Source organism: Parageobacillus thermoglucosidasius, from assembly GCF_001295365.1.
GTDB lineage: Bacteria > Bacillota > Bacilli > Bacillales > Anoxybacillaceae > Parageobacillus > Parageobacillus thermoglucosidasius.
Genome location: NZ_CP012712.1, coordinates 1,885,879 through 1,904,569 on the forward strand (window position 1 = coordinate 1,885,879; position 18,691 = coordinate 1,904,569).

Annotated in this window: 17 protein-coding genes; all 17 read left to right on the plus strand. The window is 46.2% G+C overall.

Annotation, left to right across the window (positions count from 1 at the left end; translation table 11 throughout):
* The first annotated feature begins 87 nt into the window (after window positions 1-87).
* The 17 genes from AOT13_RS09420 (at window position 88) to AOT13_RS09500 (ending at window position 18,688) form a co-directional block, all read left to right on the plus strand.
* Window positions 88-1,617, plus strand: coding sequence for an ABC transporter ATP-binding protein (locus tag AOT13_RS09420; RefSeq protein WP_003251623.1), 1,530 nt, complete (start codon window positions 88-90; stop codon window positions 1,615-1,617).
* On the plus strand, window positions 1,614-2,660 hold the full coding sequence (locus tag AOT13_RS09425; RefSeq protein WP_003251621.1) for an ABC transporter permease: 1,047 nt from the start codon (window positions 1,614-1,616) through the stop codon (window positions 2,658-2,660). The genes AOT13_RS09420 and AOT13_RS09425 overlap by 4 nt, the downstream gene beginning before the upstream one ends.
* Window positions 2,661-3,620, plus strand: a complete 960-nt coding sequence (locus tag AOT13_RS09430; RefSeq protein ID WP_003251620.1) for an ABC transporter permease — start codon at window positions 2,661-2,663, stop codon at window positions 3,618-3,620.
* A 142-nt stretch (window positions 3,621-3,762) separates the two neighbouring features.
* Window positions 3,763-5,043, plus strand: coding sequence for an EF-P 5-aminopentanol modification-associated protein YfmF (gene yfmF, locus AOT13_RS09435; protein ID WP_003251618.1), 1,281 nt, complete (start codon window positions 3,763-3,765; stop codon window positions 5,041-5,043).
* A 2-nt stretch (window positions 5,044-5,045) separates the two neighbouring features.
* Window positions 5,046-6,338: an EF-P 5-aminopentanol modification-associated protein YfmH gene (gene yfmH, locus AOT13_RS09440; protein ID WP_042383363.1), complete on the plus strand. Its 1,293-nt coding sequence runs from the start codon at window positions 5,046-5,048 to the stop codon at window positions 6,336-6,338.
* A 39-nt stretch (window positions 6,339-6,377) separates the two neighbouring features.
* The gene (ymfI, locus tag AOT13_RS09445) at window positions 6,378-7,094 is read left to right on the plus strand and encodes an elongation factor P 5-aminopentanone reductase (RefSeq protein ID WP_003251613.1); all 717 of its coding nucleotides are present in this window, start codon (window positions 6,378-6,380) and stop codon (window positions 7,092-7,094) included.
* Window positions 7,095-7,156: 62 nt separating this feature from the next.
* Window positions 7,157-7,405, plus strand: a complete 249-nt coding sequence (locus AOT13_RS09450; protein WP_003251611.1) for a DUF3243 domain-containing protein — start codon at window positions 7,157-7,159, stop codon at window positions 7,403-7,405.
* 140 nt (window positions 7,406-7,545) lie between these two features.
* A complete protein-coding gene (locus tag AOT13_RS09455; protein ID WP_003251609.1) occupies window positions 7,546-8,337 on the plus strand; it encodes a DUF3388 domain-containing protein in 792 nt (263 codons plus the stop codon).
* A gap of 24 nt (window positions 8,338-8,361) precedes the next feature.
* Window positions 8,362-9,246, plus strand: coding sequence for a helix-turn-helix domain-containing protein (locus AOT13_RS09460; protein WP_003251607.1), 885 nt, complete (start codon window positions 8,362-8,364; stop codon window positions 9,244-9,246).
* A gap of 55 nt (window positions 9,247-9,301) precedes the next feature.
* On the plus strand, window positions 9,302-9,880 hold the full coding sequence (gene pgsA / locus AOT13_RS09465) for a CDP-diacylglycerol--glycerol-3-phosphate 3-phosphatidyltransferase (RefSeq protein ID WP_042383277.1): 579 nt from the start codon (window positions 9,302-9,304) through the stop codon (window positions 9,878-9,880).
* A gap of 96 nt (window positions 9,881-9,976) precedes the next feature.
* Entirely contained in the window at window positions 9,977-11,224 is a 1,248-nt protein-coding gene (locus AOT13_RS09470; protein WP_042383275.1) for a competence/damage-inducible protein A, read from the plus strand.
* A 162-nt stretch (window positions 11,225-11,386) separates the two neighbouring features.
* Window positions 11,387-12,439 carry a recombinase RecA gene (gene recA, locus AOT13_RS09475; RefSeq protein ID WP_003251602.1) on the plus strand — a complete coding sequence of 351 codons (1,053 nt, stop codon included), beginning with the start codon at window positions 11,387-11,389 and terminating at the stop codon, window positions 12,437-12,439.
* Between the two features lie 478 nt (window positions 12,440-12,917).
* Window positions 12,918-14,483, plus strand: coding sequence for a ribonuclease Y (rny, locus tag AOT13_RS09480; protein ID WP_003251600.1), 1,566 nt, complete (start codon window positions 12,918-12,920; stop codon window positions 14,481-14,483).
* An 83-nt stretch (window positions 14,484-14,566) separates the two neighbouring features.
* Window positions 14,567-15,361 carry a TIGR00282 family metallophosphoesterase gene (locus AOT13_RS09485; protein ID WP_003251599.1) on the plus strand — a complete coding sequence of 265 codons (795 nt, stop codon included), beginning with the start codon at window positions 14,567-14,569 and terminating at the stop codon, window positions 15,359-15,361.
* Window positions 15,362-15,487: 126 nt separating this feature from the next.
* Window positions 15,488-15,748, plus strand: coding sequence for a stage V sporulation protein SpoVS (spoVS, locus tag AOT13_RS09490; protein ID WP_003251598.1), 261 nt, complete (start codon window positions 15,488-15,490; stop codon window positions 15,746-15,748).
* Between the two features lie 85 nt (window positions 15,749-15,833).
* Window positions 15,834-16,757, plus strand: a complete 924-nt coding sequence (locus AOT13_RS09495) for a dipeptidase (protein WP_003251591.1) — start codon at window positions 15,834-15,836, stop codon at window positions 16,755-16,757.
* A gap of 194 nt (window positions 16,758-16,951) precedes the next feature.
* Window positions 16,952-18,688: a 2-oxoacid:acceptor oxidoreductase subunit alpha gene (locus AOT13_RS09500; protein ID WP_003251590.1), complete on the plus strand. Its 1,737-nt coding sequence runs from the start codon at window positions 16,952-16,954 to the stop codon at window positions 18,686-18,688.
* The last annotated feature ends 3 nt before the right edge of the window (window positions 18,689-18,691 follow it).

Here is an 18,691-nt window from a genome sequence, read left to right on the forward strand (position 1 = left end):
AAATCATAAAATGAAAAGCCGCAATTCAAGTTCATTGCCTCTTTCCATTTTATGATTTTACCTTGCCCAAGTAAGGAGTGAATTTATTTGGAATATGTCATTGAAATGTTGAATATTCGAAAGGTGTTTGGCAATTTTGTCGCAAACGACAATATAACGTTGCAGTTAAAAAAGGGAGAGATTCATGCGCTCCTGGGGGAAAATGGGGCTGGAAAATCGACGCTCATGAACGTGCTGTTTGGCCTTTACCAGCCGGATGGAGGTGAGATTCGCGTTAAAGGAAAAAAAGTTAACATCACTGACCCGAATGTTGCGAATGAACTCGGAATTGGCATGGTGCACCAGCATTTTATGCTTGTTGATACGTTTACGGTAACGGAAAATATTATTTTAGGAAGCGAGCCGACAAAAGGCGGCGCCATTGATATAAAACGGGCAGAACAAGAAGTGCGCGAACTGTCGGAACGATACGGGCTTGCGGTAGATCCGGCGGCGAAAATCGCTGATATTTCCGTCGGGATGCAGCAGCGCGTTGAAATTTTAAAAACATTGTACCGTGGCGCCGACATTTTAATTTTTGACGAACCAACGGCGGTGTTAACTCCGCAGGAAATACACGAACTCATTCAAATTATGAAAAAATTAGTTAAAGAAGGAAAATCAATTATTTTAATTACCCACAAATTAAAAGAAATTATGGAGGTGTGCGACCGCGTCACGGTCATTCGCCGCGGAAAGGGAATCGCTACGTTAAACGTTGCGGAAACGAATCCAAACGAGCTCGCCTCTCTTATGGTCGGCCGCGAAGTCCAGTTTAAAACAGAAAAGAAACCGGCACAGCCTGGCAAACCGGTGCTTGAAATCAAAGATTTGGTGGTCAAAGATGCGCGCGGCGTGACCGCTGTCAATCATCTTGATTTAACGGTGCATGCTGGAGAAATCGTCGGCATTGCCGGGGTGGACGGCAACGGGCAGACGGAGCTGATCGAGGCGCTTACAGGGCTTGTGAAGGTAGAATCAGGCTCGATTTTGCTGAACGGCCGCGATATTACGAACATTCCGCCGCGGAAAATCATTGAAGCAGGCGTCGGCCATATTCCGCAAGACCGTCACAAGCACGGGCTTGTTCTTGATTTTCCGATTGGGGAAAATATGGTGCTGCAAACATATTACAAACCGCCATATTCCAAACGCGGGATTTTGAACTTTAAAGCAATTTATGAAAAAGCGCGCCAGCTCATTGCCGAATTTGATGTGCGCACTCCGGATGAATATACGAAAGCGCGGGCGCTGTCCGGCGGGAACCAGCAAAAAGCGATCATCGGCCGGGAAGTCGATCGCAACCCGGACTTGCTTATTGCCGCTCAGCCGACGCGCGGCCTTGACGTTGGGGCAATTGAGTTTATTCACCGGCGTTTGATTGAACAGAGGGATAAAGGAAAAGCGGTGCTTCTTGTTTCATTTGAACTCGATGAAGTGATGAATGTCAGTGACCGCATTGCCGTTATTTATGAAGGAAAAATCGTTGCTATTGTCAATCCGAAAGAAACGACAGAGCAAGAACTCGGGCTATTAATGGCGGGAAGTAAACGGAAGGAAGCAGGTGTATCTTCATGAATTCAAGTCGGCTTAATCATTTTCTTGTTCCTGTGCTCGCTGTTTTGTTAGGGATGATCGTCGGCTCGATCGTGATGATGGTTAGCGGCTATAATCCGATCGCAGGATATTCTGCGCTGCTGTTTGGCGCGTTTGGCGATCCGTATTACATTGGTGAAACGATCCGGCAGACGACGCCTTATATTTTGGCAGGTCTTGCCGTTGCATTTGCGTTCCGTACCGGTCTGTTTAACATCGGTGTGGAAGGCCAGCTCATTGTCGGCTGGCTCGCGGCAGTATGGGTCGGCGTATCGTTTGAACTGCCGAAAGCCATTCATCTGCCGCTTGCGATTTTGGCGGCAGCGCTGGCAGGATCTCTATGGGCACTCATTCCTGGGATTTTAAAGGCATATTTAAAAGTGCATGAAGTGATTATTACGATTATGATGAACTATATTGCCCTTCATGTGACCAACGCTATCATCCGCTCTGTTTTATCGGAGGAAGGCTTTAAATCAGAGCGGGTGCATGAAAGCGCGTCGCTTCGCTCGGAGTTTTTAGAATCCATCACGTACCATTCTTCTGTGCATTATGGCATTATCATTGCGATCATTGGCGCGGTCGTGATGTGGTTTCTCCTTGAAAAAACGACGAAAGGGTTTGAGTTGCGCGCGGTCGGGTTTAACCAGCATGCTTCGCAATACGCGGGAATGAACGTAAGAGCGAATATTATTTTATCGATGGTGATTTCTGGAGCATTTGCCGGAATTGCCGGCGCAATGGAAGGGCTAGGCACTTTCGGAAATATTTCGGTGAAATCCGGTTTTACTGGTGTTGGATTTGATGGAATCGCGGTTGCGCTGATTGGCGGAAATAACGCATTTGGCATATTGCTATCGGCGTTGTTGTTCGGCGCATTGAAAGTTGGAGCGCTGGAAATGCCATCAAGCGCGGGTGTGCCGACAGAACTAGTCGATATTATTATTGCGCTCATTATTTTCTTTGTCGCGTCAAGCTATGTCATTCGCTTATTATTATCTCGTTTGAAAAAGGGGGCGGAATAAGTGAGCGTCTTTGAAATATTGCAAGTGATTATTCCAACTGCCATTTTCTTTGCTGCTCCCCTTATTTTTACCGCGCTTGGTGGCGTATTTAGCGAACGGTCCGGCGTTGTGAACATCGGTTTGGAAGGATTAATGATCATCGGAGCGTTTGTTAGCATCGTTTTCAACTTGACGTTTGCCGACACGTTCGGGGCGCTTACCCCATGGCTCGCTTTGCTTGCTGCGATGATCGTCGGCACCATTTTTTCGCTGCTCCACGCCGTTGCATCTGTTTCGTTTCGCGCTGATCAAGTCGTCAGCGGTGTGGCGATTAACTTTTTAGCGCTTGGATTGTCGCTCTTTTTAGTCAAAAAAATGTACGGAAAAGGGCAGACCGACCAAATTCAAATCGGATTTGATAAAATTGATATCCCTGTATTAAGCGATATTCCTGTGATCGGGCCGCTCTTTTTCTCTAATACGTACGTTCCATCATATTTGGCAATTATTTTGGCGTTTGTCGCTTGGTATGTCATTTACAAAACGCCGTTCGGTCTCCGGCTGCGCGCAGTCGGTGAACATCCGATGGCGGCAGATACATTGGGAATCAATGTGACGAAAATGCGTTACATTGCCGTTATGATCAGCGGAGCGCTGGGCGGAATCGGCGGTGCGGTGTACGCGACGATTATTTCCCGCGATTTCAGCCATGCAACGATTTCTGGGCACGGTTTTATGGCGCTCGCAGCGATGATTTTCGGAAAATGGCATCCGATCGGTGCGATGGGAGCAGCGCTGTTTTTCGGTTTGGCGCAAAGTTTAAGCATTGTCGGAAAAACGATTCCATTTTTAAAAACGGTACCGACGGTCTATTTGCTGATCGCGCCATATGTGCTGACAATTTTAGCGCTTGCCGGCTTTATCGGCCGTGCGGAAGCGCCGAAAGCTTCAGGCACGCCTTACATTAAAGGAAAACGGTAAAAATCGCGAAAAGAACTCGATATTTGTTCGAGTTCTTTTTTTGCTTTTATTTGCATTTTGCGTTTTATAAAAGGTATATTGTTGATATGATGAACACAACAATAAAATACCGGCAAGTCCATGCTATAAAGGAGGAGTTCGCTTGGTTAATGAGAAAATAACGGAAATAGAAAATATAAACGTCCATACGATTCCGACAAATAAATATAAAACCAATACGCTCGTATGGAAAATGAAAGCGCCGCTCACAAAAGAAACGGTGACATTGCGCGCCCTTTTGCCGTATGTGCTGCAAAGCGGCACCGCCGAGCATCCAAGCGTGAAGCAGCTGCGCACCTATTTAGATGAACTGTATGGCGCGACGTTGAATGTTGATTTATCCAAAAAAGGCGAAAGCCATATTATTACGATTCGCATCGATGTAGCCAATGAAGTGTTTTTGCAAGAGAAAATACCGCTTCTTCGCAATGCACTCAAGCTGTTAAGCGACATTATTCTTCACCCTGCCTTACAAGATGGCCGCTTTGTCGACCGCATCGTGGAGCAAGAAAAGCGGGCGCTGAAGCAGCGCATTCAAGCAGTATACGACGATAAAATGCGGTATGCAAGCTTGCGGCTGATTCAAGAAATGTGCAAAGGAGAGCCGTACGCCCTGCATGCTAACGGCGAATTAGATGATGTGGACCGCATCACGGCAGAGGAACTTTTTCAATATTACAAAAAAACGCTGCAAGAAGACGAAATCGATTTATACGTTATCGGAGATGTACAAGAAGAAACGGTATTAGAAGCAGTTGCCTCGCATTTTTCGCTGCCAAACCGCACACTTCGCGCCTCAGCGGGAGAAATGGTTTTAAGCAAAAAGCGGAATAAAGTAAACGAAGTGATCGAAAAGCAAGATATTAAGCAAGGAAAATTGAACATTGGCTACCGGACGAACATCACATATGAAGACGATGATTATTATGCGCTGCAAATGTTCAACGGCATTTTTGGCGGTTTTTCCCATTCTAAATTGTTTATGAATGTTCGCGAAAAAGCCAGCCTGGCGTATTATGCCGCCTCGCGTTTGGAAAGCCATAAAGGATTATTGATGGTTACATCCGGCATCGAACCAGCAAATTACCAAAAGGCGCTGCAAATTATTGAAAAGCAAATGGAAGCGATGAAAAACGGCGATATTACCGATGAAGAAATCGCGCAAACGAAAGCAGTGATCCGCAACCAATTGTTAGAAACGATCGATACGCCGCGCGGATTGGTGGAAGTCCTTTACCATAACGTTGTCGCGAAGCGGAAACGGTCAATGGAAGAATGGCTGTCAGGTACAGACCGGATATCACGGGAAGAAATCGTGCGCGTTGCCAGCAAAGTCGAGCTTGATACAATTTACTTCCTGACCGGAATGGAGGGAACGGAATAGTGATGAAGAAAATCGTCTATGAGCAGCTGCAGGAACAGCTGTTTTATGAAAAAATGGAAAACGGGTTAGATGTATATATTTTGCCAAAAAAAGGGTTTAATAAAACGTACGCAACGTTTACAGCAAAATATGGATCTGTTGACAATCAATTCGTTCCGCTCGGGAAGACGGAGATGAAACGGGTGCCGGACGGAATCGCCCACTTTTTAGAGCATAAATTGTTCGAAAAAGAAGATGGTGATGTGTTCCAGCAGTTCAGCAAACAAGGAGCGTCGGCAAACGCCTTCACTTCGTTTACGCGGACGGCCTATTTGTTTTCGAGCACGGCAAATGTGGAAAAAAATTTAGAAACGCTCATCAATTTTGTGCAAAGTCCGTATTTTTCGGAGCAAACGGTGGAAAAAGAAAAAGGAATCATCGGCCAAGAAATCCGCATGTACGACGACAATCCGGACTGGCGCGTTTATTTTGGCGCCATCGAAAGCATGTATCAAAACCATCCGGTGAAAATTGACATTGCCGGCACGGTTGAATCCATTTCCCATATTACGAAAGAATTGTTATACGAATGTTACGAAACGTTTTACCATCCGAGCAATATGCTGTTGTTTATCGTCGGGCCGGTCGATGAACAAAAAATTATGCAGCAGATTCGTGATAACCAAGCAAAAAAATCGTTTCCCAAAGCCAGTGAGATTCAGCGTTTTGTGTACGATGAGCCGAAAGAGAGAGCGGAAGAAAAGAAAGTCATTCCGATGCATGTGCAAACGAGCAAATGCATCGTCGGAATTAAGGCGCCAATGGTTCACCCGGCCGGTAAAGAAAAATTAATCCACGAGTTGGCGTTTAATGTTTTGTTAGATTATTTATTCGGGAAAAGCTCGCCACATTATGAACGGCTGTATGAGCTTGGGCTCATTGATGAAACGTTTATGTACGATTACACGGAAGAGCGGGAGTTTGGCTTTGCGATGGTCGGCGGGGATACGAGCGATCCGGACCGGCTTAGCGAAGAAATAAAACAAATATTGCTGTCTTTCTCCAGTGATTCCGTCACAGACGCGCAATTAGAGCGGGTGAAAAAGAAAAGAATCGGCGCGTTTTTGCGCTCGCTGAACTCTCCGGAATATATCGCCAACCAGTTTACGCGCTACGCGTTTAACGAAGTCAGCTTGTTTGATGTCATTCCAGTATTACAGTCATTAACGATCGGACAGATCGAGCAAATCGCCAAACAATGTTTCCGTGAATCGCAAATTGCGGTATGCCAAGTCGTTCCAAAAGAAAGAAAGTAGCATCCTTCTTGCGGAGGATGCTTTTTTAGGGGGATTGCCATGAAATATGCGCTTATTACCGGAGCAAGCGGGGGGATTGGGACAAGCATCGCCCGCCAGCTTGCTGCTGACGGCTATGGTCTTTTGTTGCATTATTACCGCCGCCGCGAGCAAGTGGAAAAGCTGAAAAATGAGCTGGCCAATGTCCACGTCATTCCTGTTCAAGCCGATCTTTCGCACGAAAACGGCGTGGACGAGCTGCTTTCGCAAATCAACCGCCCTATCGATGTCATTATCCATAATAGCGGAAACAGCTATTACGGCCTTATTACAGATATGAGCGATGAGTTGGTGCGGAGAATGGTTCAGCTCCATGTGACAAGCCCGATTTTGCTGACGAAAAAGCTGCTGCCACAGATGATCGCAAACAAGCGGGGAAATATCGTCGTTATTTCGTCGATTTGGGGCTTAACAGGCGCGTCTTGCGAAGTTGTCTATTCGATGGTCAAAGGCGGGCAAAACGCGTTTGTTAAAGCGCTCGCAAAAGAATTGGCGCCCAGCGGCATCCGCGTGAATGCCGTTGCTCCCGGGGCGATTGATACCGATATGTTGCGCCGCTTCAGCGATGAAGAATTGCGCTTGATCGCGGACGATATTCCGGTCGGGCGCATCGGCACGCCGGATGAGGTGGCGAAAACGGTGGCGTTTCTGCTCTCTGACGCTGCTTCATACATAACGGGACAAATTATTTCCGTCAATGGCGGTTGGTACTGTTAAGTATATTTTTAACAAAAAGCAGGAAAACTATCCTTGAAACGAAAATCAAGGAGGTTATACGTATGTCTGTATTGGACAACTTCGAACAATGGAAAGACTTCCTGGCCGACCGCCTTCAACAAGCACAGCAGCAAGGCTTAAACCAACAAGTGATCGCAGACGTCGCTTACCAAATCGGTGATTATTTAGCAAAACAAGTGGACCCGAAAAACTCGGAAGAACGGCTGCTCGCTGATCTCTGGAACGTTGCCGATGAACAAGAACAGCACGCGATTGCAAACATGATGATCAAATTAGTGCAGCAAAAATAAGCAAACGTGTTGGGAGGGGAGATTTCCCCTCTTTTTTCATTCTAATCCCTTTTCTGTTGCTTTCCCATTCGATATTATAGTAGTATGAACTTATCATAGGAGTTTGTGCGGGCATTTTGTGATGTGGGAGGAAAGACGGGATGGGGAAGCAGGAGTGGTATTTGGAATATGAAATACATATTAACCGTCCGGGGTTGTTAGGCGATATTGCTTCGTTGTTAGGAATGTTGTCTATCAATATCGTTACGATTAACGGCGTCCATGGTTCGCGGCGTGGCATGCTCCTTCTTTGTGATAATAACGAACAAATCGAACGGTTGTCTACCATTTTGCAAACAATGGATAATATTACCGTGACAAAGCTGAGGCAGCCAAAGCTGCTTGATCGCCTTGCTGTCCGCCACGGCCGCTATATCCAGCGCGACGCCGATGATAAAAAAACGTTTCGCTTTGTCCGCGATGAACTCGGACTGCTTGTTGATTTTATGGCGGAGATTTTTAAAGAGAAAGGCCACAAACTGATTGGCATTCGCGGAATGCCGCGTGTCGGCAAGACGGAGTCGATCGTGGCGGCAAGTGTTTGCGCGAATAAACGCTGGCTTTTCGTATCATCCACGCTGATTAAGCAAACGGTGCGCAGCCAGCTGATTGAAGACGAATATAGCGAAGACAATATTTTTATCATTGACGGTATCGTCTCTACCCGGCGGGCGAACGAGCGGCATTGGCAGCTTATTCGGGAACTGATGCGCCTTGAGGCGACAAAGGTGGTGGAGCATCCGGATATTTTTATCCGCCATACCGAGTACACACTGGATGATTTTCATTATATTATTGAATTGCGCAATGAGCCAAATGAGGAAATTACGTACGATATCATCGAACAGCCATCACTGTTTGGCAACGATGGGTTTTCTGATTTTGGCTTTTAATAAAAAAGTGGAAGGTGTTTGTCGTTGACGGAACTAGGTAAACGTTTAAAGGAAGCAAGGGAAGCGAAAAACATTAGTTTGGACGAGTTGCAAGAGATGACGAAAATCCAGAAGCGCTATTTAATCGGCATTGAAGAAGGAAACTATGCGATTATGCCGGGAAATTTTTACGTTCGAGCGTTCATCAAACAATATGCCGAGGCAGTCGGCCTTGACCCGGAAGAAATATTTGAAGAGTACAAGCAAGATATTCCGCAATCGTATCAAGAAGAATTTCCGCAGCAATTATCGCGAGTAAAAACGCGGCAACAAATTTCGCCGAGCGGTTCGAAATGGGTGGATTTGTTGCCAAAATTGCTTATTGCTGCGGTGATCGTCGGCATTGCTATCGTGATTTGGCTGCTTTTGCAGCAACATGACGCAGGAAACAAATCGGGCGGTCAAATCGCGGGAGATACGACGACAGAAGTGGAACGTCCGAAAAACTCTCCGCTGGAAAAAGCCGCGAAGGAAGAAAAAGAGAAAAAACAGGAAAATAAAGAGAATAAGGAAAAACAACAAGAAACAGAGGAATCACCTTCTTCAGATTTTACGCTTACGATTGTGGAAAAAAGCGGAAATTTATCGACAATTGAATTGGCGAATACGGACAAGTTTGTCATTGAATTGACGTCGAAAGGCACCTCGTGGGTGGAAGTGTATAATACAAAAGGTCATTCCTTTTTCCAAGGAAATTTAGCGAACGGGCAAACGCAAACGTTCGATTTATCGGCGGAGACGGAAGTGTTTGTCAAAATCGGCAGAACGCTTGATGTTGACATGAAAGTGAATGGACAGCCTTTTACTTATCCTATCGACCCGAAAGATGAAGTATATCAAAAACTGAAATTTGTCTTTAAAAAATCGTAACATCATCTTTGATGAGAAAATGCTTTTACATGTTTGAGCAGCGGAGGTATTTACAGTGAATTTGCCGAATAAAATAACAGTGGCACGAATTATGCTAATACCGTTATTTTTAATAGTGATGCTCGTTCCGTTTGGGTGGGGTAGCATGAAAATTGGGACAGAAACGCTGCCCATCGCCCACCTTGTCGGTGCGCTTATTTTCATCATTGCTTCGACAACTGATTGGATTGACGGATATTATGCCCGGAAATATCAGCTTGTGACTAATTTAGGGAAGTTTTTGGACCCGCTCGCGGATAAGCTGCTCGTCTCAGCGGCGCTCATTGTGCTTGTTGAGCTTCAGTATGCGCCTTCATGGATGGTGATTGTCATCATCAGCCGTGAGTTTGCCGTTACGGGGCTTCGGCTTGTGCTTGCCGGGGGAGGGGAAGTGATGGCCGCCAACATGCTTGGCAAAATTAAAACATGGACGCAAATTGTTGCGATTTCCGCCCTTTTGTTGCACAATTTTCCTTTTTCTCTTATCTCCTTCCCGTTTGCGGATTTAGCGCTGTGGGTGGCAGTGATTTTTACGATTTGGTCTGGCTGGGATTATTTCGCCAAAAACAAACATGTTTTCTTGCATTCAAAATAGCGGAAATATGCGCACGGTCAAACAAGAAACGCAGATGGTCCAAGCTTGTTGGATTCAATCATTCAAAACTTGACCCGAACAAAGGGGGCGCTTTCATTGAATGCGGAAATTATCGCTGTCGGCTCCGAATTATTGCTTGGGCAGATCGCTAACACGAATGCGCAGTTTTTATCTGCCCAGCTCGCTGAACTTGGCATTAACGTCTATTTTCACACTGTTGTTGGCGACAATGCCGACCGTTTGGAAAAAGCGGTAAAAGTGGCACAAACACGAGCGAATTTAATTATTTTCACAGGCGGACTTGGTCCGACGAAAGACGATTTGACAAAAGAGACGATCGCCCGCCTATTGCAACGGGAACTTGTCATTGACAAGGAGGCGCTTCATTCCATTGAAGCGTATTTTGCCCGCACAGGCCGAACAATGACAGAAAACAATAAAAAACAGGCGCTTGTCTTGCAAGGCTCGACTGTGTTCAGAAACGAACATGGAATGGCGCCAGGAATGGCAATGACGGTCGGTGCGATTACGTATATGCTTCTCCCAGGTCCCCCAAAGGAAATGCAGCCAATGTTCAGCAAATACGGGCGCCCGTTCTTAATGGAGAAGCTGGATCGCCATGAGCGCATCGAATCGCGTGTGCTACGCTTTTTCGGCATCGGTGAATCGCAGCTTGAGACAGAAATCGAAGATCTTATTGAGCAACAATCAAACCCGACGATCGCCCCTCTTGCCGGCGATGGGGAAGTAACGTTGCGTTTGACTGCAAAACACCATTCGGAAATCGAAGCCAAAAAGCTGCTTGACCAGACCGAACAAGCGATTTTAACGCGCGTCGGCCGTTATTTTTACGGCTACAATGACGACACGTTGTTTAAAAATACGGTGAAGCTGTTGAAGGAAAAAAAGAAAACGGTCGCGGCTGCCGAAAGCCTCACTGGCGGGCTTTTCTTAACGGAATTAACGGCCATTCCCGGCGCTTCCCAAGTGGTTCGCGGCGGGGTCGTCTGCTATACCAATGAAGTGAAGGAGAAAGTGCTTCACGTTCCCGCTTCTGTTTTAGCAACCGACGGAGCGGTAAGTGAACGCTGCGCGAAGCTGTTGGCGGAAAATGTCCGCGCGCTTTGCGGCGCAGATATTGGCATTAGCTTTACAGGCGTGGCAGGACCGGATCCGCTTGAAGGAAAGTCGGTCGGTACCGTATATATTGGCATTTCCACTTCTGAAAATGAAACAGCTGTCCACGCCCTCGCGTTATCCGGCCCGCGTGATGCAATCCGCACTCGCACTGCTAAATACGGCTGCTCCATTATATTAAAAAAATTGGCAGCTGCATGTTTGTAGCTGCTCTCTTCCTCTTGCCTCCCCTCACTGCTTTTTCCTCGCTTAAGGAGAATTTTTCTATTCCCGCCATCCAAAAAACGAATGAACGTTCGATTTTTTTCTTGGCAACCGCCTTAAAAAACGGTATAGTATAAGTAGTCAAGAAAAAGGAGGAGTTTGTTAGTGAATCAAGATCGTCAAGCTGCCTTGGAACAGGCGTTAAAACAGATCGAAAGGCAATTTGGAAAAGGCTCGATCATGAGACTTGGAGAGCAAACGGATCGTAAAATATCGACCGTGTCAAGCGGATCGCTTGCGCTCGATATCGCTTTAGGTGTTGGCGGATATCCGCGCGGCCGCATTATTGAAATATATGGGCCTGAGTCTTCCGGGAAAACAACGGTTGCGCTCCACGCGATCGCCGAAGTCCAGAAACAAGGCGGACAAGCCGCATTTATCGACGCAGAGCACGCGCTTGATCCGATTTATGCGCAAAAATTAGGCGTGAACATTGATGAATTGCTGCTTTCCCAGCCGGATACAGGAGAGCAGGCGCTCGAAATTGCCGAGGCGCTGGTAAGAAGCGGCGCGGTTGATATTATCGTGATTGACTCTGTCGCGGCGCTCGTGCCGAAAGCGGAAATTGAAGGGGAAATGGGCGACGCACACGTTGGTTTGCAGGCCCGCCTCATGTCGCAAGCATTGCGCAAATTATCCGGAGCGATTAACAAATCAAAAGCGATTGCGATTTTCATCAACCAAATTCGCGAAAAAGTCGGTGTGATGTTCGGAAATCCGGAGACAACTCCAGGCGGCCGCGCGTTAAAATTTTATGCTTCGGTCCGTCTTGAGGTGCGCCGTGCCGAACAAATAAAACAAGGCAACGAGATGGTCGGAAATAAAACGAAAATTAAAGTCGTGAAAAATAAAGTTGCCCCTCCATTTAAAACGGCGGACGTAGATATTATGTATGGGGAAGGCATTTCCCGCGAAGGCGAAATTATTGATATGGCTTCCGAGTTAGATATCGTGCAAAAAAGCGGATCCTGGTATTCATATAAAGACGAGCGCTTAGGCCAAGGCCGCGAAAATGCGAAACAATTTTTAAAAGAAAATCCGCATATCGCTGAAGAAATTGCCCAAGAAATTCGCAAACACTACGGGATTGAGTCTCCTTCAAGCTCGAATGGCGCAAACGAGCTGCAACAGGAGGAATTCGGACTTTTGGAAGAATAAGCGAGAGAGGGACTTTTTGTTTCCTCTCTTTTTTATTATATCTTTTGTATCACTATATATTTTCGTTAGTTACAGGGAGAAACTTGCTATATCTTGACAATAAAATTCGCCACCTTTAAAATTAACATGTATATTTTACAATAATCAACCTTAAACGTCCGTGACTCCGGCTAGCTAAAAATGACTCACGTGCAAAAGCGTTACGCGTCATAAAAGAAAAATTTTGGATTGGGCCAACTGGACGTTAAACACCAATTATGGTGTTTATTGTATGGGACATTTGGCAAGATGGGGGCGCGTTTGCGCAAAAGTGAGGAAAATTCTCGCTTTATCGGCTTCAGCCGTACACCAGTTCAGTTCATGGGCGGATTATATGTGCTGCTGATTTCGATGCCAGTAAGAAATACTGTACGTTGTATGTTGCGTGCTGGACAGTCATTGCGTAACAATTAGCTTATAGCAAGAGGAGGTGAAAGAAATGGGTTCTGTCATCATCTCCGCTTTGCTTGTCTTGCTTGCCTTAGTTGTCGGTGCCGTTGTTGGCTTTTTTGTTCGGAAATCCATTGCGGAAGCGAAAATTGGCGGCGCACAAGCAGCAGCAAATCAAATTATTGAAGAAGCAAAACGCGAAGCTGATGCGCTCAAAAAGGAAACGCTTCTTGAAGCAAAGGATGAAATTCATAAACTTCGCACAGAAGTAGAACGCGAAATTCGCGATCGAAGAAGCGAATTGCAAAAACAAGAAAATCGTTTGTTGCAAAAAGAAGAAAATCTGGACCGGAAGGATGAAGCGCTGAACAAACGCGAGGCGCTTTTAGAAAAGAAAGAAGAAGCACTAAATAAAAGACAACAACATATTGAACAAATGGAAAGCAAAGTGGAAGAACTCGTTCAACAAGAACAAATGGAGCTGGAACGAATTTCCGGATTATCGCGCGAAGAAGCGCGGCAAATTGTTTTGGAACGTGTGGAAAAAGAGCTGTCTCATGAAATTGCGGTAATGGTGAAAGAAGCGGAAACGCGCGCAAAAGAAGAAGCGGATAAAAAGGCCAAAGCCATTTTATCGCTGGCGATTCAGCGCTGTGCAGCTGATCATGTTGCCGAAACGACAGTATCTGTCGTTAATTTGCCAAACGATGAAATGAAAGGACGGATCATTGGCCGTGAAGGCCGGAATATTCGTACGCTGGAAACGCTCACCGGCATCGATTTGATTATTGATGATACGCCGGAAGCGGTTATTTTATCAGGATTTGACCCAATCCGTAGAGAGACGGCGAGAATCGCCTTGGACAAACTGGTTCAAGATGGGCGCATTCATCCGGCGAGAATTGAGGAAATGGTGGAAAAAGCAAGACGGGAAGTGGATGAGCATATTCGTGAAGTCGGCGAACAGACAACGTTCGAAGTTGGCGTTCACGGATTGCACCCGGATTTGATCAAAATTTTGGGACGGCTTAAATTCCGGACAAGCTACGGGCAAAATGTGTTGAAACATTCGGTGGAAGTGGCGTTTTTAGCTGGTTTGATGGCGGCGGAACTTGGAGAAGACGAAATGCTGGCAAGACGCGCTGGTCTCCTTCATGATATTGGCAAAGCGATTGACCATGAAGTGGAAGGAAGCCATGTGGAAATCGGGGTGGAATTAGCGACAAAATATAAAGAACACCCAGTTGTAATTAACAGCATTGCTTCCCATCACGGAGATACGGAGCCGACTTCCGTCATTGCGGTGCTTGTCGCGGCGGCAGATGCCCTTTCGGCGGCAAGACCGGGAGCGCGTAGTGAAACGCTGGAAAACTACATTCGCCGTCTTGAAAAATTGGAAGAAATCGCTGAATCGTACGAAGGTGTGGAAAAATCATATGCGATCCAAGCGGGACGGGAAGTGCGCATTATGGTGAAACCAGATGCGATCGATGATTTAGAAGCCCATCGATTGGCGCGGGACATCCGCAAACGGATCGAGGAAGAGCTTGATTATCCAGGGCATATCAAAATTACCGTTATTCGTGAAACGAGAGCGGTTGAATACGCAAAATAAAGTGGCGGTATCGCCACTTTATTTTTTTTATATTTTATGCCAAACTGGAACTAGCTAGATTTCAACTTAGAAAGGGATATATAATGAGATTATTATTTATTGGCGATGTTGTCGGATCGCCAGGAAGAAAAATGGTAGAGCAATATTTGCCAAAATTAAAGGAAAAACATAAGCCAAACGTGATCGTTATGAATGGGGAAAATGCGGCAGGGGGAAAAGGCATTACGGAAAAAATTTATCGCACGTTTCTGGAGCAAGGCGTCCATGTCGTGACACTTGGCAATCATGCATGGGATCAACGCGATATTTTTGAATTTATCGATGACGCCAAGGCGCTGATACGGCCAGCCAATTTGCCCGAAGGAGTGCCGGGAAAAGGAATCGTATATGTGCAAGTTGAAAATATGGAAGTAGCCATTATTAACTTGCAAGGAAGAGTCTTTTTGCCGCCTATCGACTGTCCGTTTAAAAAAGCGGACGAGCTTATTGAGGAAGCTGCTCGGCGCACGCCGATGATTTTTGTCGATTTTCATGCGGAGGCGACAAGTGAAAAGCAGGCAATGGGATGGTATTTGGACGGGCGGGTGTCCGCGGTTGTCGGCACGCATACGCACGTGCAAACAGCAGATGCCCGCATTTTGCCAAAAGGGACGGCATATATTACGGATGTCGGGATGACTGGTCCATATGACGGAATTTTAGGAGTGGATCGTGAGGCGGTGTTGCGGAAATTTTTAACGGCATTGCCTGTCCGCTTTGAAGTGAAAGAGGGAAGAAGCCAATTAAACGCTGTGCTCATTGATATTGACGAGAAAACGGGACGGGCGCATAAAATTGAACGGATTTGCATCAATGATGACCATCCTTATTTTGAATAGTCCGCGTTTTAGGAATTTTTAAAAATATTTGCGATCATAGCAGGAATACTTGCCAAAACAGTGAATATAGTAACAGTAGAACTATTTTTGCGATGAATTTTTGAGGAAATGAGGGAGGAACTAGAAATGGAAATATTAAAAGTTTCAGCAAAGTCGAATCCTAACTCTGTAGCTGGTGCACTTGCCGGGGTATTGCGTGAACGCGGGGCAGCCGAAATTCAAGCGATCGGTGCAGGTGCATTAAACCAAGCCGTTAAGGCAGTAGCCATCGCACGAGGGTTTGTGGCACCGAGCGGCATGGACCTTATTTGCATTCCTGCGTTTACCGATATTATCATTGATGGGGAAGAGCGGACGGCGATTAAATTAATCGTAGAGCCTCGTTAACCGTTAACATTTATGATAGGAATATAACCTGCTTGAGCCTGAATAAAGGGCAAGCAGGTTATTTTTACTTTAGGGAGGGAGTTTGATGATTTTCGATGCCCATTGTGATGCTTTAATGAAATTATGGATGGACCGGTCTTTGTCATTTCAAAACGGCCAGCATCTTCATGTCACGTTTCCGGCGCTTGCCGAGGCGAAAGTGAAAGTTCAATGTTTTGCCATTTATATTCCGGAAAACGTTCCGGAAGAAGCGCGCTTTACGGTTGCGCTCGAAATGATAGATATCTTTTTTGAGCGAATCATTAACCGATTTCCGTTGATAAAGTTCATCCGTTCCAAACGGGATATTGACGCATTGGAAGAAAATGAAATTGGCGCGATGTTGACGCTCGAAGGTTGTGATGCGATCGGGACAAGCCTTGTGAAGTTAAAAACGTTGCTTCGCCTTGGCGTCTCGTCTGTCGGGCTAACGTGGAATTGGGCAAACGCCGTAGCGGATGGGGCTTGGGAACAGCGTGGGGCCGGATTAACGGAATTCGGAAGGCAAGTGGTGCGACATCTTAATAAAGCGAAACGTTGGGTCGATGTTTCCCATTTATCGGAAAAAGCATTTTGGGACGTGTTAGAAATCGCGCAATTTCCGATTGCTTCCCACTCTAATACATATCGTTTCTGCCCGCATCCTCGCAATTTGCGCGACGAGCAAATTCACGCATTGATAGAGAAAAACGGGATGATCGGAATAACATTTGTTCCGTATTTTTTGACGAAAGAGAGTGAAAAAGCGATGATTTCGGACGTTCTCCGCCATTTAGAGCACGTTTGTTCGCTCGGAGGCGCGAGAAACGTCGGGTTTGGCTCCGATTTTGACGGGATGGAAGAAACGGCAAAAGGGCTTGAAAATGCAAGATGTTACGCAAATTTAGTGAACGAGCTGCAAAAGCATTATTCGGAAAAAGAAGTGGAACGATTTTTATTCCGCAATTTTTACGATCATTTGCCGCAATGATGCAAAAAATGAAAGCATTCGTGACGGCTGCGATAAGCGCAGCTGCTTTTTTGGCTTGAGCAAAAAGGTTGGATACAATATTTTTATATGCTAAAATTTTTGCAAAAATCATTGTCTCAAAATCTAGTGATTTTATCGGAAAAATGCTACACTTATAATTGTAATTTTTGACCGAACTTAAAGGGGTGTAAGTAATGATTCATCAGCTTTCATGGAAAGTTGGGGGGCAGCAGGGAGAAGGAATTGAAAGTACCGGTGAAATCTTCTCCATTGCGCTAAACCGTCTTGGTTATTATTTATATGGATATCGCCATTTTTCTTCGCGGATCAAAGGGGGGCACACGAACAACAAAATTCGCGTAAGCACGACGCCAGTCCGTTCGATTGCCGATGATCTTGATATATTGGTGGCATTTGACCAGGAATCGATTGATTTTAATTTTCATGAACTGCGCGATGGCGGGATCGTGATCGCTGATGCGAAATTTCATCCAACGATTCCGGAAGGTCGAAATGTAACGTTGTATGCCGTTCCATTTACGGAGATCGCGACAAATTTAGGCACATCGCTCATGAAAAACATGGTCGCCGTCGGTGCCTCAAGCGCAGTTCTTGGCATTGATATTAGCGCCTATCAAGAAGTGGTTCAAGAAATTTTTGGAAGAAAAGGCCAGCAAGTAGTGGAAAAAAATATGGAAGCGATTCGCGCTGGCGCGCAATATATGAAAGAGCAGCTCGGTGATCGCGTGCAAACGATGAAGCTAGCAAAAGCGGATGGCAAAAAGCGGATGTTTATGATCGGCAACGACGCGCTTGCCTTAGGGGCGCTTGCCGGCGGGGCGCGTTTTATGGCGGCATATCCGATTACTCCGGCTTCGGAAATTATGGAATATTTGATTAAAAAACTTCCAGAACTCGGAGGTGCCGTTATTCAAACGGAAGATGAAATAGCCGCATGTACGATGGCGATTGGCGCTAACTATGCCGGGGTGCGGGCGTTCACGGCCTCCGCGGGTCCTGGTCTTTCCCTTATGGCGGAATCCATCGGACTTGCCGGAATGACGGAAACACCGCTTGTCATCGTGGATACACAGCGCGGCGGTCCAAGTACAGGTTTGCCGACAAAACAAGAGCAATCGGACTTGATGGCTATGATTTACGGCACGCATGGCGAGATTCCAAAAATCGTGATAGCGCCAAGCACGGTGCAAGAAGCGTTTTACGATATGGCGGAAGCGTTCAATCTTGCGGAAGAATATCAATGTCCGGTCATCGTGCTGTCTGATTTGCAGCTTTCCCTTGGCAAACAGACGGTCGAACCGCTAGAGTACGATAAAATCGAAATCCGCCGCGGCAAATTAGTAACAGAAGAACTTCCGCCGCTTGAGAAAAAAGGGAATTTTAAACGTTACGAAGTGACGGAAGATGGCATTTCTCCGCGCGTGCTCCCGGGGACGCCAAACGGCATCCACCATGTGACGGGAGTGGAGCATGCGGAGACAGGAACGCCGTCTGAAGCCGCAGCGAACCGAAAAGCGCAGATGGATAAACGGCTGCGCAAATTAAAACATATTCAATTCAACACGCCAGTCCATAAAAATGTTAAACACGATGAAGCGGATTTGCTGATTGTTGGTTTTATTTCTACGCGCGGTGCGATCGAAGAAGCGATCGAGCGTCTTGAACAGGATGGCGTGAAAGTCAATCATGCGCACATCCGCCTGCTTCATCCGTTCCCAACGGAAGAAGTGCTTCCGCTTGTCAAAGCGGCGAAAAAAGTCGTCGTCGTTGAGCAAAATGCCACAGGACAACTTGCGAACATTCTTAAAATGAATGTCGGGCATGCTGAAAAAATTGCTAATGTCTTGAAATATGACGGCAACCCGTTTTTGCCGAACGAAGTTTATACAAAATGCAAGGAGTTGTTATAAAAC